We start from the raw sequence: 17277 nt of genomic DNA on the forward strand, positions 1-17277 counted from the left end.
CCTCATCGGTCATCTTTCGCATGACGCACATTCTGCCCCCGCCGGTCCCGGGGGCAGAATGTGCGTCATGCGAAAGATGACCGATGAGGAATGCCGGGCGTTCCTGCTGGCGGGGACCCGCACCGGAAAGCTGGCCACCGTCCGCGCCGACGGCCGCCCGCACGTCGCGCCGGTCTGGTTCGTGTTCGACGGGGACGATCTCGTCTTCACCACCGAGGCGACCTCCGTCAAGGCGGCGAACATGCGCCGCGACCCGCGGGTCTCGCTCTGCGTGGACGACGAGCGGCCCCCGTTCGCCTTCGCGCTGGTCGAGGGCGCGGTGACGTTCTCCGAGGACCCCACCGAGCTGCGCCACTGGGCGACCCGCATCGGCGGGCGCTACATGGGCGAGGCCCGCGCCGAGGAGTTCGGCGCCCGCAACGGCGTCCCCGGCGAACTCCTGACCCGCCTGCACCCCACAAAACTCCTCGGCCACACCGCCGTCTCGGCCTGACCCCCCGCCCGTCACACACCCATGGCACCGACGATCCGGTCCGGAGCGCGCAGCCAGATGTCCTGCCGGTCCTTGGTGACGGTGACGCCGAAGTCGAAGAGCTTCGGTCGGTCGTGGGCGCGCCACCACTCCACCGCCGCGGCGACCTCGGCCAGGAGATCCCGGTCGCCGTGGCGGAACGCCGTCCCGCCGGAGAGCTGCGCCCAGGAGGCGTTGTCCTCGCTGAGGAAGAACCAGCCGTCGTGCTCCTGCCGGTAGCACCCGACCCCCGGGAGGCGCACACTGAGCGCGAACTCCCCGTGCGCGTCGAGGTCGCGGAGGTCCGGACCGGACGCGGCCCGCCGGGCCTCGTGACGCGTCGCCTCCCACACGGCCCGCACGTCGAGTCGTTCCGCTCGCTGCCCGCGCACCGGCATGAACGCCTCCCGGCCGTGGAACCAGCCCTGAGCGGTGCCGTTGTCGCCCATCCGCAGCCAGATCAGCCCGCGGCCGTGGTAGTTGGGGAACCACGGCGTCACGATCTCCCCGCCGGGCCGCACCTGCTCCAGCCAGGCCGGTGGTACGCGCCGCACGGCGGCAGTCGAGATCAGCCGGTCGTAGGGCGCGCCGTCCGGCCAGCCCAATTCCCCGTCGCCCCAGACGACATGTGGGCGGTACCCGGCGTCCGCCAAGGCCCGCACGGCAGCACGGACCAGCTTGGCGTCGATCTCGACCGATGTGACGCGCTGTTCCCCAACCCGTTCACAGAGCAGCGCCGTGTGGTAGCCGCTGCCGGTCCCGATCTCCAGCACACGGTCACCCGGCCGGGGTTCGAGCGAGGCGAGCATGTTGAGGACGGCGGCGGGGGCACTGATCGAGCTGGTGGCCTCGCGCCCGGGGCCCATGCCGCCGTCGTCCACCTGCGTGACCACGGCGTCCTCCCCGTACACCAGGCGGGCCCAGTCCTCCGGGGCCCGGCCGCGCCGCACGGGCACCCAGCGCGATGTCGCCGCGTCCCATGTCCACACCGTCTCCGGGGCGAAGAGATGCCGGGGCACGCGTTCGAAGACGGCCTGCGTCCATCCGGCCTGGAAGTGACCGCCCCGTGCCAGCGACTCCGTCAGCCGCCGGCCCAGGACATCGATGTCGGCACTCACTTGCCGTGCTTCCCGTCCCCCGGCTTCAGCGCGTCGGTCTGGCTGTCGGCATTGCCGGGCGGCCCCTGCGGCTGCGGAGCGGGCTGATCGGCGTGGGGCGGCGGCTTGGCGTGATCTCCCATGGGTTCCTCCAGGACGAGGTGTCGGTTGCTCTCACAGCGTGATCGCGGCGATGCGCGGCGTGCAACCGTTACCCGCGTTCCCGCATTTATCCGCCCCCGGCCTCGGCACGGAATTCATCGGCCCACCCCTCCAGCAACTCCCGGGCGGCGCTTCCCGATACGGCGTGCTGCTGGAAGAAGTCGAACAGGGAGTTGTAATAGTCGATGTCCTTGGGGTCCCGGAGGACGATACGGCCGGAGGAGACTTCGAGGGTGGCGAGATCACGGTCGTAGAGGGTGAACGTGTTGAAGGGAATGTCCGGGGTCGTCCGTGAGAGCGGCAAGACGCTGATCCGCACGCTCGGCAAGAGGGAGAGCGAGACCAGCCGGTCGAGTTGGAGAGCCATGACATCGGAGCCGCACAGTCGCCACCGAGCGGCTGACTCCGTGAGGACGAAGTCGAACCGCTTGGCGCGGTCGTGGAGGACCGCCTGCCGTTCGAGCTTGAGCTGGATGGTCCGTGAGACATCCCCCCGGGCCGGGTGCATCGGATGGGACATCGCCGCGCGCATGTACTCGGCGGTCTGGAGCAGTCCCGTGGGGATGGCGGGAAGGAAGTACCGCAGACAGGTGGCTCTTGCTTCGAGGGACGCGAGTTCGCGCTGACGATGGTGCAGGCCGCGCCGGACGGAGGCTCGGATGCTCTCGTACTCGGCATTGGTCCTCCGAGTCAGAGCCAGCAACTCCGCCGCCGTCTCGTTATCGAGATCGAGGGCGCCGACGATCAGTTGTACATCGACCACGGAGGGCAGAGCGCGCCCTGACTCCATGCGGGAGATTTTCGACTGGCTCATCCCGCACCGTACGGCCAGCCGTTCGCCGGACAGGCCGGAGGCGAGCCGCAGAGTCCTCAGCGCGTTGGCGAGGTCTGTGCGGTCGCGTCCGGCCTGTTCGAAATCCGCGTTCAAGGGGTGAGGAATTTCTCCCGATATTCGGCGAGGGGAACGGACACGTGGACGGCGAGGTGTTTCCAGGTGCGGTACTGCTCAAGGTCCGGATTGTCGAGCAGGAAGCGTCCGATCTGGCGTCCCTCCGCGTCGTAGCGCATCTCCACGACGTGATTGTCCAGCATCCAGAAGTCCTGCTGGGGGAGTCCGGGGTTCTCGCGATCGGTGAGGTCGAGGATTCGAATGTCTTCGCCGGCGGCGGAGGTGAAGGCGTAGGCGGCCAGCTCGAAGCGGAGATAGTCGGTCAGCGGCCGGGTCAGGACGTGCACCCGTCCGATCGTCCGCCCACTCGCCCGGAAGCGCCGCACGCGGGCCAGCCACGGACTGTCCTCCGGGTAGTCGAGCCGTCCCGTTCGCAGGAAGCGCTCCAGCATCTCCCGTTCTCCGGGCATGCGGTAGACGGGCAGGGTTTCCAGCCGCCAGGCGTCGTGCTGGTAAGCGTCGAAGAACCGCGTCCAGTCCTCACCATCCAAGCGCACTGAACGCCTCCCGCAGCACTCGTTCAGGGATCTCGACCACCGCCTCGCCGTCCGGGGTCGGGCACGAGACGCGTTCCCCCTGTACGGCGATCGTTCCCCGGCTCGTGACGTACACGCCCGGACAGTCGTCTTCGACGCACTCCCCGTCCTCTTCGGAACGGCACGGGCCGCCGGCGATCAGGCGTAGTTCCATCGGTACTCCGTTCTCTCGGTCGACATGACCTGGAGTGACCATAGGAGCGCGTTCAGTTCCGCCACAACGCCTATGCACGTTGCCGCATAAAGCCGTGCCGGGTGCCTACCGGCGGGGGGTGTCCTCCGGGTGGTCGGTCAGCCACTTGGCCGCGATGGCGGACAGTTCGGCGTCGCGGCCCGCGAGCATCATGCTGATCATCTGGGCGTCGCCGCGCAGGGACCAGGCCGGGTGGCCGAAGGTGGCGGGGTTGTTGCCCTCGATCAGGAAGTGGGCGGGCCAAGCCGTGCCGTAGCCGATCAGGGGGAGCCCCAGCAGCAGCCCGGGCCGACGCCGGAGCGCGCCGTACGCGGTGACGGCGAGGCCGGTCAGGGTGCCGGCCAGGTGGACCCACCGGGTCGCGGACTTGGAGTGCATGGCCACGTAGTAGGGCCAGAACTCCTCGTACGAGGAGAAGCGTGGTGCGGACATGACCGCACCCTAGCCGCGCCCCGGCGGGTGTCACAGGGGGCCGGTCACGCGCCCTCCGTCGAAGCCACCCTCGGAGCGCCTCTCGTGTTCGCCATGACTCCGCAGCGTCGATCGCCCGGGTGGGGTGGTCGTTCAGGTCTGGGAGGCGGCCTGGATCTTCATGAACTGCTGGACGACCAGTGGGTCGGGGACGGCCGCGGACGCGTCGGTGCCTGTCGCCGTGTGGAACAGGGCCAGGGTGGAGCCGGTGCGGATCACCGTGTACCAGCCGGGCTGCGTGCCGTCGCCGAGCAGTTCGAACGCCACCCGGTCGTCGGCCAGGTCGGGCGGTGTCGTCGGGGTGACGGAGGTGAACCGCAGGGCGCCGCCGTCGAAGCCCTCGGCGCAGTCCGCGACGGCGGTCTCCAGGTCGGCCATGATCTGCTCGGCGTCCGCGAGGTCGTACGCGGCGAGGATGACGGTGGTGGCGGTGCCGGCCGCGTCGCCCGAGGTGCCGGTGGCCAGGGTGCCGGCGAGCGCCACCGGGGCGGGGTCGAGCGCGAAGAGGCGGACGTTCTCCAGGGGTTGGCAGGCGGCCGGTTCGGCGGTGGTGCCGTCCCGGTGGGTGACGGGTACCTCGTCGAAACGGAACTCGGCCAGGTCGCCCTGGGTCAGCAGCGCCTGGGCGAGCTGGGTCTCGGTGAGCGTGTCCGGGGCGGGGGCCTCCGGCTCGTCCTCCGCCGGGGCCTCGTCCTCCGGGTCGTCCTCCGCCGGTTCCGTCCCGGGAGAGGGATCCCCGGCGGTGGTGGTCGCCTCCGCGTCGGCGCCCTCGTCGTCCGAGCCGCCGCAGGCGGTCAGCAGGGCCGAGACCGTCAGTGAGCAGGCCGCCAGAGCGATCGCCGTCCGGTGTCCGCGCAGTGCCATCCGCATTCCCTCCCCAGGACCAACACCCTTGTGTGGCAACGGAGATGCTAGCGCCTCACGGTGATCACACGGGAAGCAGGCGGGCGATGAGGGCGCTGAGCTGTTGCACGTTGCGGCAGGCGTGCATCGGAACGACCTCGGCGTACCGGAGGGCGGCGGAGTCGCCGGTGCCCCAGGAGGACGGCTGTTCGGGGTTGAGCCAGTGGACGCGGCGGGCGCGGGCGCGGATCAGGCGCAGGGCGTCGAGGTTGGGGTCGCCGCCGTTGGTCCTGGCGTCACCGAGGACGAACACGGAGGTGCGCGGCCCGATCGCGTCGCGGTGGCGGTCGGCGAACTCCGCGAGCGCCGAGCCGTAGTCGCTGCTGCCGTGCCAGCCGGTGACCGCCGCCTCGCGCAGGATGCGGGCGCTGAGGCCCTCCGGGTCGGCGGTGCCCGCCGTCACGAGCCGGGTGACCTCGTCGGCGCGGTTGACGAAGGCGAAGACGCGGACCTTGCTGAACTGGTCGCTCAGCGCCTGGACCAGCAGCATCGTGAAGTGGGCGAAGCCCGCGACCGAGCCGGACACGTCGCACAGCAGCACGATCTCCGGCCGGACCGGACGGCGGCGGCGCAGCACGGGCCGGATCGGGACGCCGCCGGTGGACAGCGAGCCGCGCAGCGTCCGGCGCAGGTCGATGTGGCCGCGCGCGGCGCGCTTGCGGCGGGCGGCGAGGCGGGTGGCGAGCTTGCGGGCGAGCGGGTGCACCGTGCGGCGCAGTTCGGCGAGCTGGGCGCGGCCGGCGACGAGGAAGTCCACGCGGTCGGCGGTGGGGGCGAGGCCGCGCCGGGCGACCTGGTCGGCGCCGCGCCGCTCCGCGACCCGGCGGCGGGCCTCGGTGCGGACGCGTTCGCGGAAGTCCTCGATGCGGCGCCGGATCTCGTCGGCCTCCAGCCGGTCGGTGAAGCCGCCTGAGCCGCCGCCCCGGCCGGTGCCGCCTGAGCCGCCGCCGGAGCCCTGGGTGGCGGTCCTGACCCGGGCGAGCAGTGTCTCGGGGCGGAGCCGGTCCAGGGTCTGGTGGGCCGACCAGCCGTCCGTCGCGGGGGAGTTGCCGTACTGGCCGAGGGCGTCCACGGCTTCCGCCGCGAGCCGGGTCAGCGCCGCCCGGTCGTTCGCGGCGAGCGCGTCGGCCAGCCGGTCGCGCAGCCAGGCCCGCACGTCGCCGGGTGGCGCGTCCCCGGCCGGGCGCGCGGACTCGGGGGCGCCGACGCCGAGCGGGAAGTACACGTCGAACACCGGGTCGAAGACGGCGCGTTGGCCCTCAGTGTGGAGCAGCGCCGCGGCCAGGCCCGCGCGGACCTGTTCGCGGTCGGCCAGGCCGAGGATCTCCAGCACGCGGGCCGCGTCGAGGGTCTCGGCGGGGCCGATCCGCATGCCGTGCGCGCGCAGCGTCCGCACCAGGGCCGTCAGCCGCTCGGGCAGGCCGGCGGGCGTGGTCACAGGGTGTCCAGGCGGAGACCGGCGGTGGCCTTCTCGACGTCCTCCTGGTGCTTGAGGATCACGCCGAGTGTGTCCCGGACGAGCCGGTCGTCGAGGGTCGCGGCGCCCAGGGCGAGGAGGGTGCGGGCCCAGTCGATGGTCTCCGCCACCGAGGGCAGCTTCCGCAGGTCCATGGCGCGCAGCGCGGCGACCACCCGGACCACGGACGCGGTGAGCGTCTCGTCCAGGCCGGGGACCTTGGTGCGGACGATGCGGCGTTCCAGCTCCTCGTCGGGGAAGCCGAGGTGGAGGAAGAGGCAGCGGCGGCGCAGCGCCTCGGACAGCTCGCGGGTGGCGTTGGACGTCAGGACGGTGAACGGGCGGCGGGTCGCGGTGATGGTGCCCAGCTCGGGGACGGTGACCTGGAAGTCGCTGAGCACTTCCAGCAGCAGGCCCTCGACCTCGACGTCGGCCTTGTCCGTCTCGTCGATCAGCAGCACCTTGGGGTCGCCGCCCCGGATGGCGGTCAGCAGGGGCCGGGTGAGGAGGAATTCCTCGCTGAAGATGTCGGTGCGGGTCTCGTCCCATGTCTCGTCGCGGCCGGCGGTGATGCGCAGGAGCTGCTTGGCGTGGTTCCACTCGTACAGGGCGCGGGCCTCGTCCACGCCCTCGTAGCACTGGAGGCGGATCAGGCGGGCGCCGGCGACGGGGGCGACGGACTTGGCCAGCTCGGTCTTGCCGACCCCGGCCGGGCCCTCGACCAGCAGCGGCTTGCCGAGCCGGTCGGCGAGGTAGACGGTCGTCGCCACGGCGGTGGAGGCCAGATATCCGGTCTCGGCCAGTTTGACGAACACATCGTCCACGGACGTGAAATAGCCGGTCCCGGTCACTCGCCCACCACCTGACGTTCGAGGCGCGCCCCCGCCGGTCGCGCGGGGCCCGTCCCCTGATGTTACCGACGGGAAACTTCGGTGTCTCTACGTCTGGCCGCCGTCCACCGCGATGGACTGGCCGGTGATCCAGCGGGCCGCGTCGGAGGCGAGGAAGCCGACGACGTCCGCGATGTCCTCCGGCCGTCCGACGCGGCCCAGCGGCACCCGGGGGGCGACCTCCTCGGGGGTGATGCCGGAGTCCCGCATGCCGTCGGTGTCGACCTGGCCCGCCAGCACGCTGTTGACGGTGACCCCCCGGGGCGCGACCTCGCGGGCGAACACGCGCACGAGCTGCTCCCCGGCGAGTTTGCTCGCCGCGTACAGCGCGGTCCCCGGGTGGACGGTGCGGGTGATGGAGGAGGAGACGAACACGACGCGGCCACCGTCCCGTACCCGCGTCGCGGCCTCGCGCAGCCCGGCGAACGTGGCGTGGGTGTTGGCCGCGAAGGTGTGCTCGTAGTCGGCGTCGGTGGCGTGCCCGAGCGGGCCCTGGACGAAGCCGTAGGCGTTGTGCACGAAGACGTCGAGCCCGCCGAAGTGCCGTTCCGCGGCGTCGAAGAGCGAACGGAGCTGCGCGGCGTCCGTCACGTCGGCCCGGACGGCGACGGCCCGCCCGCCGGACCTCGCGACGGCGGCGGTGACCTCCTGCGCGGCCCCGGCGTCCTTCCGGTAGTTGACGACGACCCGCGCGCCGTCCGCGGCCAGCCGTAACGCGGTCGCGCGGCCTATGCCGCGCGCGCTGCCGGTGACGAGGGCGACCCTGTCCGCCATGGCCCGACTCCCTTCCCTTCGCCGTTCCGCGCCTGTCTCAAGGGTGGCTTCGCACAAGTCAAGGGTGACGCGCGCATTCTAGGCTCGGGCGCCGCTCGCGCGCGCCCCCGCCGGGGGCCGGACCGGTGCGGGACCCCTTGACGCGGCGGCCGGGGAGATCGACAATCCACGAGGCTTGACATCGAGCGAACGGATCACCATGGGTGACGGAGGAGCAGAGACTCACTGTCCGGTTCCCTTCCTTCCGTATCTCACGCCGTATCTGACGTCGCGTCGCCACATCGATCTCCTGCGCGTGTGCAGCGCGGGCAGTCACCGCGTCTGAGGCGCCCGGCCTCCCGCCGCCGGCCGCCCGCTCCCTCCCGTTCCACACCACTGCCGACATCCGCATGTGAGGGAGAGCCATGCCCACGACCACCGACGAGCGTTTCCGCGGCAGGATCGGCGCCGACGCGCGCCACGGCTTCTACGCCGCGCCGCACCGATACGACCTGTGTCTGTCGCTGTCCTGTCCCACCTGCCTGCGGGTGGCCGTCACCCACGGGCTCCTCGGTCTGGACGCCCTGATGCCCCTGGTCGAGCTGCCGGCCGTGCCCGGCGCCGACGGCGGCCACGCCGCGCTGCGGGCGGCGTACGAACGGACCGCCCACGGCTACACCGGCCCGGCCGTGGCACCCGCCCTGATCGACCGGTGGACCGGGCGGGTGGTGAGCAACCACGCCCCGGACATCCTGCGCGACCTGACCGACCGCTTCGGCGACGCCGGCGACGCCGGCGGCGCGGATCTGGGGCCGGGCGATCCGGCACTGGCCGCGCTGTGCGACCGCGACATCGGCGAGGCCGCCCAGAGCGCCGGGGCCCCGGGCACCGGCGCGGCGGAACGGGAGCGGGCGCTGCGGACCCTGCTGGCCGCCCTCGGGGAGGTCGAGGAACGGCTCGCCGGGCGCCCGTTCCTGACGGGGGCCGAGCTGACCGGCGCCGACGTGCATCTGTGGGTGACGCTGGTGCAGTTGGACATGGTCCACCGGTGGCACCTGGACGCCGACGCGGTGCACCGGATCGCCGACCACCCCCGGCTGTGGGCGTACGCCAGGCGTCTGCTGGGCATTCCGGCGTTCGGCTCGCGGCTGCGCCCGGACGACATCGCGCGCCGGCACCACGCGCACTGCCGGGGCCTGGAGGCGGCGGGCGCGGCGGTGCAGATCATCGACTGGTCGGCCACCGGGGTCCCGGCGACCGACATGACCGTGCCCGCCGTCCGGCCGCGCGGGTAGCCGGGGCAGGCGTACGGACCCGGCTCAGATGCCGCGCTGGTGCCCGAACGGCAGCTCCGACCAGGGCAGTTGCCGGACCTCGGGGTCGACTATACACAACTGACGCTGGCGACGGAGCGGACCGCGGTTGAACGCGCAGTCTCCTCTGCGAGCGGCACACGAGCACATTCAGAGCATGTCAACGAGGCGGGCCCGTGGCCCCCTCCCCCCCCCGCCCTCTCCGTCCGGCCGGTCCTCCACGCTCCGGCCACCGCCCCCCCCTGACTGGTCGCCCTGGCCGGCCTCGACTCGCTCGGCCTTATCCCCCCCCGGCGGCGGGCCGCTCGCCCGCCCGCGTCAGCCAGTCGAGCAGCGCGGCCCGCAGCCGGCCGGCGATCTCGCGGTGGGAGTCGAGCCCGGCCAGGTTGTCCAGCTCGTAGGGGTCGGCGGCCAGGTCGTACAGCTCGGACTCGACGTAGCGGTCGGCGTCGGGCTCGTTCCACGGGTCCGCGCCGGGCGCGGTCACCGCGTACTTCCACCGCCGGGTGCGGACGGCCCGGCCGATCTGCGACTCGCTGATCTGGACGAACACCGACTCCGGGCGGCCCGGATCGGTGCCGCCGCCCAGCAGCGGCAGGAACGAACGGCCCTGCACGCCCTCGGGCACCGGCACCCCGGCGGCCTCCAGCAGCGTCGGCACCAGATCGACCGTGCTGACCGGGTGCGTGATCCGGCCGCCGCCGGTGAAGCCGGGGCCGGTCAGCGCCAGCGGCACGCGGACCGACGCGTCGTGCGCGGACCGCTTGTACTCGGCGTTGCGGGTGCGGAAGTGGGAGCCGTGGTCGGCGGTCCAGGCCAGGACGGTCCGGTCCTCGGCGCCGAGGCTGCGCAGCGCGTCCCGCAGCCGGCCCACGCCCTCGTCCACGCGTTTGATCTGGCCGAGGTAGCCGCCGAGGTGGCGCGGCGCGCCGCCCTGCGGGGCGCCGGCGGCGAGCGCCGCCAGGTCGGGCGGCAGCCAGCGGCCCGCGTAGCGCTCGCGGTAGCCCTCGGGCGCGGGGTAGTCGTCGGTGGCGTTCTGGTGGTGCGGTTCCAGCAGCGACAGGAACAGCAGGAACGGGGTCTCGCCGTCGTGGTCGGCGACGAAGCGGATCGCGGCGTCGATCAGCGCGTCCGAACGGTAGCCGGGCAGCCGCACCGGCTGCCCGGCCTCGTCGTACAGCACCGTCCGGTACGCGTCGGAGGTGAACTCCAGCAGGGCGCTCGCCAGCCACCGCTGGTACCCGCCGCGCGCCTCCGGCGCGACCGGCCCGGCCCCCGCGTCGTCGCCCGCCAGGTGCCACTTGCCGAGGTACCCCGTGGTGTACCCGGCCGCCGCGAACGAACCGGCGAGGGTGGGGAGTTCGGGCGGCAGCGGCAGACCGTTGCGGAACACGCCCGTCGCCGTGGCCCAGCGCCCGGTCTGGAGCGCCGCCCGGGCCGGCGCGCACACCGGCTGCGGGGTGATGGCGGTCTCGACGTGGGTGCCGGTGCGGGCGATCCGGTCGAACTCCGGTGTGACGTCGGCCGGGTTGCCGGCCACGCCGGTGGTGTCCCACCGCTGCTGGTCGGTCAGGACGACGATCACGTTCGGGCGCCGGCCGGGCCGGGTCGCGCTGGCGGTCATGGGTTCCTCGCGGACGCGGCGGAGGGGCGGGGGCGGAACGGTCAGGCGGCTGCCGGGGACGCGCCGGAGACCGGGCCGAACGACGGCGCGGGGATCGTCTCCGGCTCCAGCAGGACGCTGGGGCGGCCGTCGGGGCCCACCGCCACGTCGCCGTCGATGGTGACGCGGCGCAGCACCCGGCGGTGGTCGTCGGAGTCGTCCACACCGTAGTGCTGGGTGGCGCGGTTGTCCCAGATGGCGACGTCACCTGGCTGCCAGGCCCAGCGCACGGTGTTCTCGGGGCGCTCGACGTGGCTCTGGAAGAGGTCGAACAGCAGCCGGGAGTCCTTGGCCGTGACGCCCGCGATCCGCTGCACGAAGTTGCCCAGCAGCAGGGAGCGTTCGCCGGTCTCGGGGTGGACGCGGACCACCGGGTGCTCGGTGCGGAACTTGGTGGAGACGAACACCTCGCGGTACTGCGTGAGGCGGGCGTCGTCGGCGCCGGGGTGGGCGGCGGCGTAGTCGTACTCGTTGGAGTGGACGGCGCGCAGGCTGTCGGCGAGGACGCGCAGCGGCTCGGACAGGGAGGCGTAGGCGGCGGCCGTGTTGGACCACAGGGTGTTGCCGCCGTACGGGGGGATGGTGACGGCGCGCAGGATGGAGAAGGCCGGGTAGGCCGGGACGAAGGTGACGTCGGTGTGCCAGGCGTTGGCGCGGCCGAGGTCGGAGTCGATGGGCAGCGCGTACCGCCCGTCGACGGAGGGGACCGTGGGGTGGGCGACGGGCGTGCCCAGGAGCTGTCCGAACGCCTCGTGGCCCGCCTCGTCCAGGTGGTCCTGGCCGCGGAAGAAGACGACCTTGTGGGCGAGGATCGCCGCGCGTATCTCCGCGGTCGTCTCCGGGCTCAGGTCGCCGCCGAGCCGGACGCCCTCGATGACGGCGCCGATCCGGCCGCCGAGGCGCGTGAGGGTCAGGGTGGAGGTGGTGGTGGCTGCCGTCGTCATGGCCGGGCCCTTCGGTTCGAGTGTGCTGTGGTTCGGGCGCCCCGCCGGGGGTGCGGGGTGCGTTGGTTGATCTCGCAGCGAAAATAAATCGAGCCCGGCGGCGGTCGTCAACTCCGCCCGGGGTCGCGGACGGCGGGGGAGGTGATTGAATCGGCCTCCGCGGTGACCGGTGCCGGGCGCGGGGTCCCGCTCCCGCCGTGCACGCCTCTGACCTGCGGTGACGCCGGGGCGCGCGGGGCGGGGAACGGCCCGCGCCGGACCGTGCGCGGCCCGGGGCGCGACCCGCCCGCGCCGGGGCCGGAATGTTCACGAAGAAGCAAACAGCCGCAACGAACACCGGGAAGGATCCGCCGAGATGAGCCTGTCCTCCGCCGACCTCCGGGGCCGGTCCACGGCCGCGCCCGGGGACGGCAGGCGCGACACCAACGCCGCCGTCGTCTTCCGGGCCGTGCTGGACCACGGGCCCATCGCCAGGAGCGGCATAGCCCGGGTGTCGGGCCTCAGCCCGGCGGCCGTCTCCCGCCAGTACCTCGGGCTCGCCCAACTGGGGCTGGTCCGGGAGCGGCCGGAGCTGACGGTCGGCGGCAGCGTCGGCCGGCCGCAGGTGCCGGTGGACATCGACACCGATGGGCCGCTGGTGGGCGGCCTGCACATCGGTGTCCCGGCCTCGACCTACTGCCTGCTCGACCTGCGCGGCGGTGTGGTGGCCCGCGCCCAGGCCGACCACCCGGGGATGGCGGCGGACGCGGTGCTCGGCACGGTGCTGGGCCGGCTGCCCGGGTTCCTCGCCGAACGGGCCTGCGGCCGGCCGGTGCTGGCGTTCGGCGCGGTCATCGGCGGCTGGGTGGACCCGGGGGAGGGGACCGTGGTGCGGCACGCGGCGCTCGGTATGCGCGAACTGCCGCTGCGCGCGCGGCTGGAGAGCGTGCTCGGGCTGCCGGTGCACGTGGACAACCACGCGCGGGCCATCGCCAAGGCCGAAATCCTGTTCGGCCGCCCGGCGGCGCGGCGCAGCCTGGTGCACCTGTTCATCGGGAACGTGGTGGACGCGGCCGTGGGCATCGCCGGGGTGGTGCACCATGGGCCCCGGTCGGCGGCCGGGGACATCGACCATCTGCCGGTCGGGGCGCGCGGGGTGCGCTGCGGGTGCGGGCGCACCGGCTGCCTGCGGGCCGCCGCCTCCGACACGGCGGTGGCCGAGCGCGCCGTGCGGGAGGGCGTCGTGCCGGAGCCGGACGTGCGGCTGGTGGTGGACGCGGCGGCGACGGGCGACCGGCGCGCGGACCGGCTGCTGCGCGAGCGGGCCCGGCTGGTCGGGCGGGCGGCGGCGCTGCTGACCGATGTGCTCAACCCGGACGTGGTGCTCGTCACGGAGATGTCCAGCCTGCTCAACCCCGAGTATCTCGCGGTGATGGGCGCCGAGTTGGTGGCCCGGTCCCATGTGTGCGACGACCCGGCGCGGCTGGCGCCACCGCACGCCGGGCCCGCCGTGCTGCCGGTGGCGGGCGGCACTCCGGCGCTGTCCGCGCTCTACCGCAACCCGCTGCGGAGCGTCATCTCACGCTCTGTCACTTTCGGACACATGTTGACCGGCCCTGACCGTTCCTGTCACTCTGCTGCCGTGAATCCGGAACTGCGCCTCGTGACCCGCAGGCATGTCGACCTCCGTCGACAGGCCAGCGCGATCTGTGCCGTGCGCTCTTCCGCTCCGTGTCGCTGCCTCTGACCTGCGACCGGACGGCGGTTTCCCGCTCCCCACGCCTGTCGCGCGCCCCGCTCCGCGCCCCCTTGAGCCCCATCCGGACCGCCCCCTGACCGTTCCGCGGTCTCTTCCGTGCTGGGTGGACTCCGCGCGGGGTTGATTCCCCTCGAAAAGAAATCAATGGCGGCCGGGTGGCCGGCCGACGCGTGCCGCGCCGCCCGCCATGGGTAGGAAAAACCCGCTCACTTCACTTTCGGTAGGCATTCATGAACTCGCTGTACCCCTTCACGTCCACCGGCCCGACCCGGCGCGGCCTGCTGCGCGCCGGCGGTGCGGGCGCCGCGCTGCTGACCCTCGCCGCCTGCCGCTCGGCCGCCGAACGGGACGAGGGCGCCGGCGGTTCCGACGCCGCGCCGCGCCGGGGCGGCACCCTGACCGTCGCCCACGGGGTGGACTTCGCGCCCGCGCTGCTGTTCTCCCAGAGCGCCATGAACCTGCCGCACCGCCTGGTGTTCAACACCCTCACCCGGTACGACGACGACCTCACGCCGCGGCCGGAGCTGGCCACGTCGTGGGACATCTCCCGCGACGGCACCACCGTGACGCTGCGGCTGCGCGACGACGTGACGTTCCACGACGGGCGCCCGTTCACCGCCGACGACGTGATCTTCGCCATCGAGAACCTCCAGAATCCCGAGCGCGCCGCCCAGTTGAGATCCACGGCCGCCGCCGTCACCGGCCTCGACAAGCGCGGCGACCACGAGCTGGTCCTCACCCTCGACCACCCGGTGGGGAACCTCTTCGACCTCTTCGAGTTCATGATCATCACGGACCGGAACACGGTGGAGGAGGCCATCGCGGGCGAACGCCTCGTCGGCACCGGCCCGTTCAGATTCGAGGAGTGGCGCCCCGGCGCCGGCCTCACCCTCACCCGGAACGAAACGTACTGGCGCCCGGACCGCCCCTACCTCGACAAGGTCGAGATCCGGATCATCACCCAGGCCGACTCCCTGGTCTCCTCCCTGCGCACCGGCCAGTCGCACCTCTCCCTCGGCGTCTCGGGCCGTGACGCCGCCCCGCTGAAGGACGACTCCACGTTCGAGATCGTCTCCTACGACACCGGCGGCGGCGCGTACTACGTCGGGGCCAACGTCGAGGTGCGGCCCACCAACGACAAGACCGTGCGCCAGGCCATCGCCTGGGCCATCGACCGCGACCGCATCGTGGAGCAGGCCCTCGGCGGGTTCGGCATCGCCAGCGCCGCGCCCTGGCCCGAGTCGTCCCCCGCCTACAGCGAGGCCAACCGCACCCACTACCGGCACGACCCCGACCGCGCCCGCGAACTGCTCCGCGAGGCCGGCGCGGAGAACCTCACCCTCCCGCTGGGCCACACCTCGATCCCGGGCCTGACGACCCTCGCCGAGATGGTGCAGTACGACCTGGAGCAGGTCGGCATCCGCACCGAGCTCCAGCCCTACGACCCGACCAACGCCCAACGCCGCCTGATCTCCGGCGAGATGCCCGCGCTGTGGGCGCTCCAGCACGGCTTCGCCCAAGTCACCCCGTCCACCCTCGTGGTGAGCGCCTATCCGTTCAACGAAGCCCAGAACACGTCCCACTTCAGCTCCGCCGAGTACACCGAGCTGGTGCGGAACGCCTGGCGCGTCACCGAGCCGCGCGGCGAGGAGGCCCTCGCCTCCTACCAGGAGATCTCCGACCTCCTCCTGGACGAGGCGTTCATCATCGACCTCGCCGTCCTGCCCGCCCTCCAGGTGGCCCGCGCCGCCGTGCGCGGCGCGACGGTCAACAAGTTCGGCTACCTCAACCTCGACGACGCCCACCTGGCCTGACCCATGACCTCGTATCTGCTCAGACGCGTGCCCTCGGGCCTTCTCGTCCTCCTCCTCGCCTCCTTCGTCATCTTCCTGATCCTGCGCCTGATCCCCGGCGACCCCGCCGTCACCCTGGCCGGGCCCGACGCCTCGCCCGAGACCGTCGCCGCCATCCGTGAGCGACTCGGCCTGGACGAGCCGGTGTTCGGCCAGTACCTGACGTGGCTGGGGAATCTGGTCACCGGCGACCTCGGCCCCTCCTACACGATCGGCGGCGACGTCGCCGAGCTGATCGGCAACGGCCTGGGCGCCACCGCCGAGCTGACCATCGGCGCCCTGCTCCTCGTCGTCGTGCTCGGCCTGGCCCTCGGCGTCCTGGGCGCCACCGCCCGGCGCCGCCCGGTGCGGGCCGCCGTCCGGGTCCTGACCACCGGCGCCCTGTCCGTGCCGCCGTTCGTCACCGGCGTCATCCTCGTGCTGGTCTTCGCCGTCGGCCTCGGCTGGCTCCCGGCAGGCGGGCATCTGTCGGTCCTGGACGCGCCCGACCTCGGCGCCCAGTACCTGCTGCTGCCGTCGCTCTGCCTGGCCCTGCCCAGCGCCGCCGTCCTGGGCCGCTACCTCAAGGACGGGCTCGAACGGGCCCTCGGCGAGGACTACGTGCGCACCGCCACGGCCCTGGGCGTCTCGCGCCGCCGGATCGTCTGGCGCCACGCCCTGCCCAACGCGCTGCCCCCGGCCGTCACCGTGCTCGGCATGCAGACCGGGCAGCTCCTCGGCGGCGCCATCCTCGTGGAGGCCATCTTCGCCTGGCCCGGCCTCGGCCGGCTCGCCCAGCAAGGGGTCATCTCCCGCGACTACCCCGTCGTCCAGGACCTGCTGCTGCTCCTCGTCGGAGTCTTCGTCGTGATCCAGCTCCTCACCGACATCGCCTATGCCGTCCTCGACCCGCGCGTCCGGCTGAGGTGACCGCCATGACCCGGCCCCCGACCCGAACCACCAGCGAGACCCAGACCGAGACCCAGACCGAGGCCACGACCGGGACCGCGATCCCGGCGGCGCCCGCCCGCCCGCGCGCCGTCAACGCCTACCTGGCGGGCCTGCGTTCCCCGCGCGGCCTCACCGGCCTGATCCTCATCGGCGTCATCGGCCTGCTCGGGCTCCTCGCGCCGCTGCTCGCCGCCTCGCCGCCGACGGCCCCGAGCGGACAGGCCCTCCTCGACCCCGGCACCGGCGGACACCTGCTGGGCACCGACGACGTCGGCCGCGACCTGCTCAGCCGCGTCCTGCACGGCATCCGCAACGACCTGGCCATCATCCTCGTCGCCGTCCCCGCCGCCGCCGTGGCCGGCAGCCTGCTGGCGCTGCTCGCCACCGCCTCGCGGATCGCCGACGTGGTCGTGCAGCGCGTCTTCGACCTGCTGCTGGCGTTCCCCGGGCTGATCCTGGCCCTGGCCATCACCGCCATCATGGGACCCGGCTTCGTGCCGGTGATCATCGTCATCGCGCTCGCCGAGATCCCCGGCTTCGGCCGCGTCCTGCGCGGCGGGGTCCTCGTGCAGCGCGAACGCGAGTACGCCGTCGCCGCCCGCGTCGGCGGCGCGAGCCGCGTCCGGGTGCTCGCCCGGCACGTCCTGCCCAACGCCGTGGACCCGCTCGTCGTCCAGTTCGCCGTGTCGCTGCCGATCGCCGTGTTCATCGAGGGCGCCATGAGCTTCCTCGGAGTCGGCGTCCGGCCGCCCGAGCCCACCCTCGGCAGCGTCCTCAGCCAGGCCATGCCGTACCTGTCGAGCCACCCCACGTTCGCCGCCGCGCCGCTGATCGCGGTGACCGGCCTCGTGCTCGGGTTCACCCTCATCGCTGAAGCCCTCAACAAGGGAGTGCGCCGATGACCGCGCCGACGAC

The 17277-nt window shown here is 73.1% G+C and carries 18 protein-coding genes; 6 read left to right on the forward strand and 12 right to left on the reverse strand.

Features of this window, described 5'->3' with window-relative positions:
• The first annotated feature begins 67 nt into the window (after window positions 1-67).
• Window positions 68-493, forward strand: coding sequence for a PPOX class F420-dependent oxidoreductase (locus tag BN2279_RS06390; RefSeq protein WP_059007347.1), 426 nt, complete (start codon window positions 68-70; stop codon window positions 491-493).
• An 11-nt stretch (window positions 494-504) separates the two neighbouring features.
• Here the strand turns inward: BN2279_RS06390 and BN2279_RS06395 are convergent, their stop codons facing one another.
• The 10 genes from BN2279_RS06395 to BN2279_RS06435 form a co-directional block, all read right to left on the reverse strand.
• Window positions 505-1629, reverse strand: coding sequence for a methyltransferase domain-containing protein (locus BN2279_RS06395; RefSeq protein ID WP_059007348.1), 1125 nt, complete (start codon window positions 1627-1629; stop codon window positions 505-507).
• Window positions 1626-1751, reverse strand: a complete 126-nt coding sequence (locus BN2279_RS30945) for a hypothetical protein (RefSeq protein WP_267887117.1) — start codon at window positions 1749-1751, stop codon at window positions 1626-1628. The genes BN2279_RS06395 and BN2279_RS30945 overlap by 4 nt, the downstream gene beginning before the upstream one ends.
• 86 nt (window positions 1752-1837) lie before the next feature.
• Window positions 1838-2698, reverse strand: coding sequence for a helix-turn-helix domain-containing protein (locus BN2279_RS06400; protein ID WP_059007350.1), 861 nt, complete (start codon window positions 2696-2698; stop codon window positions 1838-1840).
• Complete coding sequence (locus BN2279_RS06405) at window positions 2695-3216, reverse strand: DUF6879 family protein (RefSeq protein WP_059007351.1); 522 nt, start codon at window positions 3214-3216, stop codon at window positions 2695-2697. Before BN2279_RS06405 ends, BN2279_RS06400 begins: the two co-directional genes overlap by 4 nt.
• On the reverse strand, window positions 3200-3409 hold the full coding sequence (locus tag BN2279_RS06410; RefSeq protein ID WP_059007354.1) for a hypothetical protein: 210 nt from the start codon (window positions 3407-3409) through the stop codon (window positions 3200-3202). Before BN2279_RS06410 ends, BN2279_RS06405 begins: the two co-directional genes overlap by 17 nt.
• A gap of 105 nt (window positions 3410-3514) precedes the next feature.
• Window positions 3515-3880: an Mpo1-like protein gene (locus BN2279_RS06415; protein ID WP_059007355.1), complete on the reverse strand. Its 366-nt coding sequence runs from the start codon at window positions 3878-3880 to the stop codon at window positions 3515-3517.
• A 132-nt stretch (window positions 3881-4012) separates the two neighbouring features.
• A complete protein-coding gene (locus tag BN2279_RS06420) occupies window positions 4013-4783 on the reverse strand; it encodes a hypothetical protein (RefSeq protein ID WP_059007357.1) in 771 nt (256 codons plus the stop codon).
• Window positions 4784-4847: 64 nt separating this feature from the next.
• On the reverse strand, window positions 4848-6260 hold the full coding sequence (locus tag BN2279_RS06425) for a VWA domain-containing protein (RefSeq protein ID WP_059007359.1): 1413 nt from the start codon (window positions 6258-6260) through the stop codon (window positions 4848-4850).
• The gene (locus tag BN2279_RS06430) at window positions 6257-7129 is read right to left on the reverse strand and encodes an AAA family ATPase (protein WP_059007362.1); all 873 of its coding nucleotides are present in this window, start codon (window positions 7127-7129) and stop codon (window positions 6257-6259) included. Before BN2279_RS06430 ends, BN2279_RS06425 begins: the two co-directional genes overlap by 4 nt.
• A gap of 87 nt (window positions 7130-7216) precedes the next feature.
• The gene (locus BN2279_RS06435) at window positions 7217-7942 is read right to left on the reverse strand and encodes an SDR family oxidoreductase (RefSeq protein WP_059007364.1); all 726 of its coding nucleotides are present in this window, start codon (window positions 7940-7942) and stop codon (window positions 7217-7219) included.
• Between the two features lie 404 nt (window positions 7943-8346).
• Between BN2279_RS06435 and BN2279_RS06440 the strand changes: the two genes are divergently transcribed.
• Complete coding sequence (locus tag BN2279_RS06440) at window positions 8347-9216, forward strand: glutathione S-transferase C-terminal domain-containing protein (protein WP_059007366.1); 870 nt, start codon at window positions 8347-8349, stop codon at window positions 9214-9216.
• Window positions 9217-9514: 298 nt separating this feature from the next.
• Here BN2279_RS06440 and BN2279_RS06445 read toward each other — a convergent pair whose 3' ends face one another.
• Complete coding sequence (locus BN2279_RS06445; protein ID WP_079031915.1) at window positions 9515-10858, reverse strand: sulfatase-like hydrolase/transferase; 1344 nt, start codon at window positions 10856-10858, stop codon at window positions 9515-9517.
• Between the two features lie 41 nt (window positions 10859-10899).
• Window positions 10900-11841, reverse strand: coding sequence for a TauD/TfdA dioxygenase family protein (locus tag BN2279_RS06450; protein ID WP_059007369.1), 942 nt, complete (start codon window positions 11839-11841; stop codon window positions 10900-10902).
• A gap of 355 nt (window positions 11842-12196) precedes the next feature.
• Between BN2279_RS06450 and BN2279_RS06455 the strand changes: the two genes are divergently transcribed.
• The 4 genes from BN2279_RS06455 (at window position 12197) to BN2279_RS06470 (ending at window position 17264) form a co-directional block, all read left to right on the forward strand.
• On the forward strand, window positions 12197-13567 hold the full coding sequence (locus BN2279_RS06455; RefSeq protein WP_079031916.1) for an ROK family protein: 1371 nt from the start codon (window positions 12197-12199) through the stop codon (window positions 13565-13567).
• A gap of 242 nt (window positions 13568-13809) precedes the next feature.
• The gene (locus tag BN2279_RS06460) at window positions 13810-15393 is read left to right on the forward strand and encodes an ABC transporter substrate-binding protein (protein ID WP_059007371.1); all 1584 of its coding nucleotides are present in this window, start codon (window positions 13810-13812) and stop codon (window positions 15391-15393) included.
• A 3-nt stretch (window positions 15394-15396) separates the two neighbouring features.
• Entirely contained in the window at window positions 15397-16341 is a 945-nt protein-coding gene (locus tag BN2279_RS06465; RefSeq protein ID WP_059007373.1) for an ABC transporter permease, read from the forward strand.
• A gap of 5 nt (window positions 16342-16346) precedes the next feature.
• Complete coding sequence (locus BN2279_RS06470) at window positions 16347-17264, forward strand: ABC transporter permease (RefSeq protein ID WP_059007376.1); 918 nt, start codon at window positions 16347-16349, stop codon at window positions 17262-17264.
• Window positions 17265-17277 lie beyond the last annotated feature (13 nt).

It is taken from the genome of Streptomyces specialis (assembly GCF_001493375.1).
Classification (GTDB): Bacteria; Actinomycetota; Actinomycetes; order Streptomycetales; family Streptomycetaceae; genus Streptomyces; species Streptomyces specialis.

Bases quoted from the DNA above. Each gene is read 5' to 3' on its own strand.
- BN2279_RS06455 (WP_079031916.1), top strand. From the start codon at position 12,197: ATGAGCCTGTCCTCCGCCGACCTCCGGGGCCGGTCCACGGCCGCGCCC.
- BN2279_RS06415 (WP_059007355.1), bottom strand. From the start codon at position 3,880: ATGTCCGCACCACGCTTCTCCTCGTACGAGGAGTTCTGGCCCTACTAC.
- BN2279_RS06435 (WP_059007364.1), bottom strand. From the start codon at position 7,942: ATGGCGGACAGGGTCGCCCTCGTCACCGGCAGCGCGCGCGGCATAGGC.
- BN2279_RS06445 (WP_079031915.1), bottom strand. From the start codon at position 10,858: ATGACCGCCAGCGCGACCCGGCCCGGCCGGCGCCCGAACGTGATCGTC.
- BN2279_RS06390 (WP_059007347.1), top strand. From the start codon at position 68: ATGCGAAAGATGACCGATGAGGAATGCCGGGCGTTCCTGCTGGCGGGG.
- BN2279_RS06410 (WP_059007354.1), bottom strand. From the start codon at position 3,409: ATGGAACTACGCCTGATCGCCGGCGGCCCGTGCCGTTCCGAAGAGGAC.
- BN2279_RS06450 (WP_059007369.1), bottom strand. From the start codon at position 11,841: ATGACGACGGCAGCCACCACCACCTCCACCCTGACCCTCACGCGCCTC.
- BN2279_RS06460 (WP_059007371.1), top strand. From the start codon at position 13,810: ATGAACTCGCTGTACCCCTTCACGTCCACCGGCCCGACCCGGCGCGGC.
- BN2279_RS06465 (WP_059007373.1), top strand. From the start codon at position 15,397: ATGACCTCGTATCTGCTCAGACGCGTGCCCTCGGGCCTTCTCGTCCTC.
- BN2279_RS06440 (WP_059007366.1), top strand. From the start codon at position 8,347: ATGCCCACGACCACCGACGAGCGTTTCCGCGGCAGGATCGGCGCCGAC.
- BN2279_RS06470 (WP_059007376.1), top strand. From the start codon at position 16,347: ATGACCCGGCCCCCGACCCGAACCACCAGCGAGACCCAGACCGAGACC.
- BN2279_RS30945 (WP_267887117.1), bottom strand. From the start codon at position 1,751: ATGGGAGATCACGCCAAGCCGCCGCCCCACGCCGATCAGCCCGCTCCG.
- BN2279_RS06420 (WP_059007357.1), bottom strand. From the start codon at position 4,783: ATGGCACTGCGCGGACACCGGACGGCGATCGCTCTGGCGGCCTGCTCA.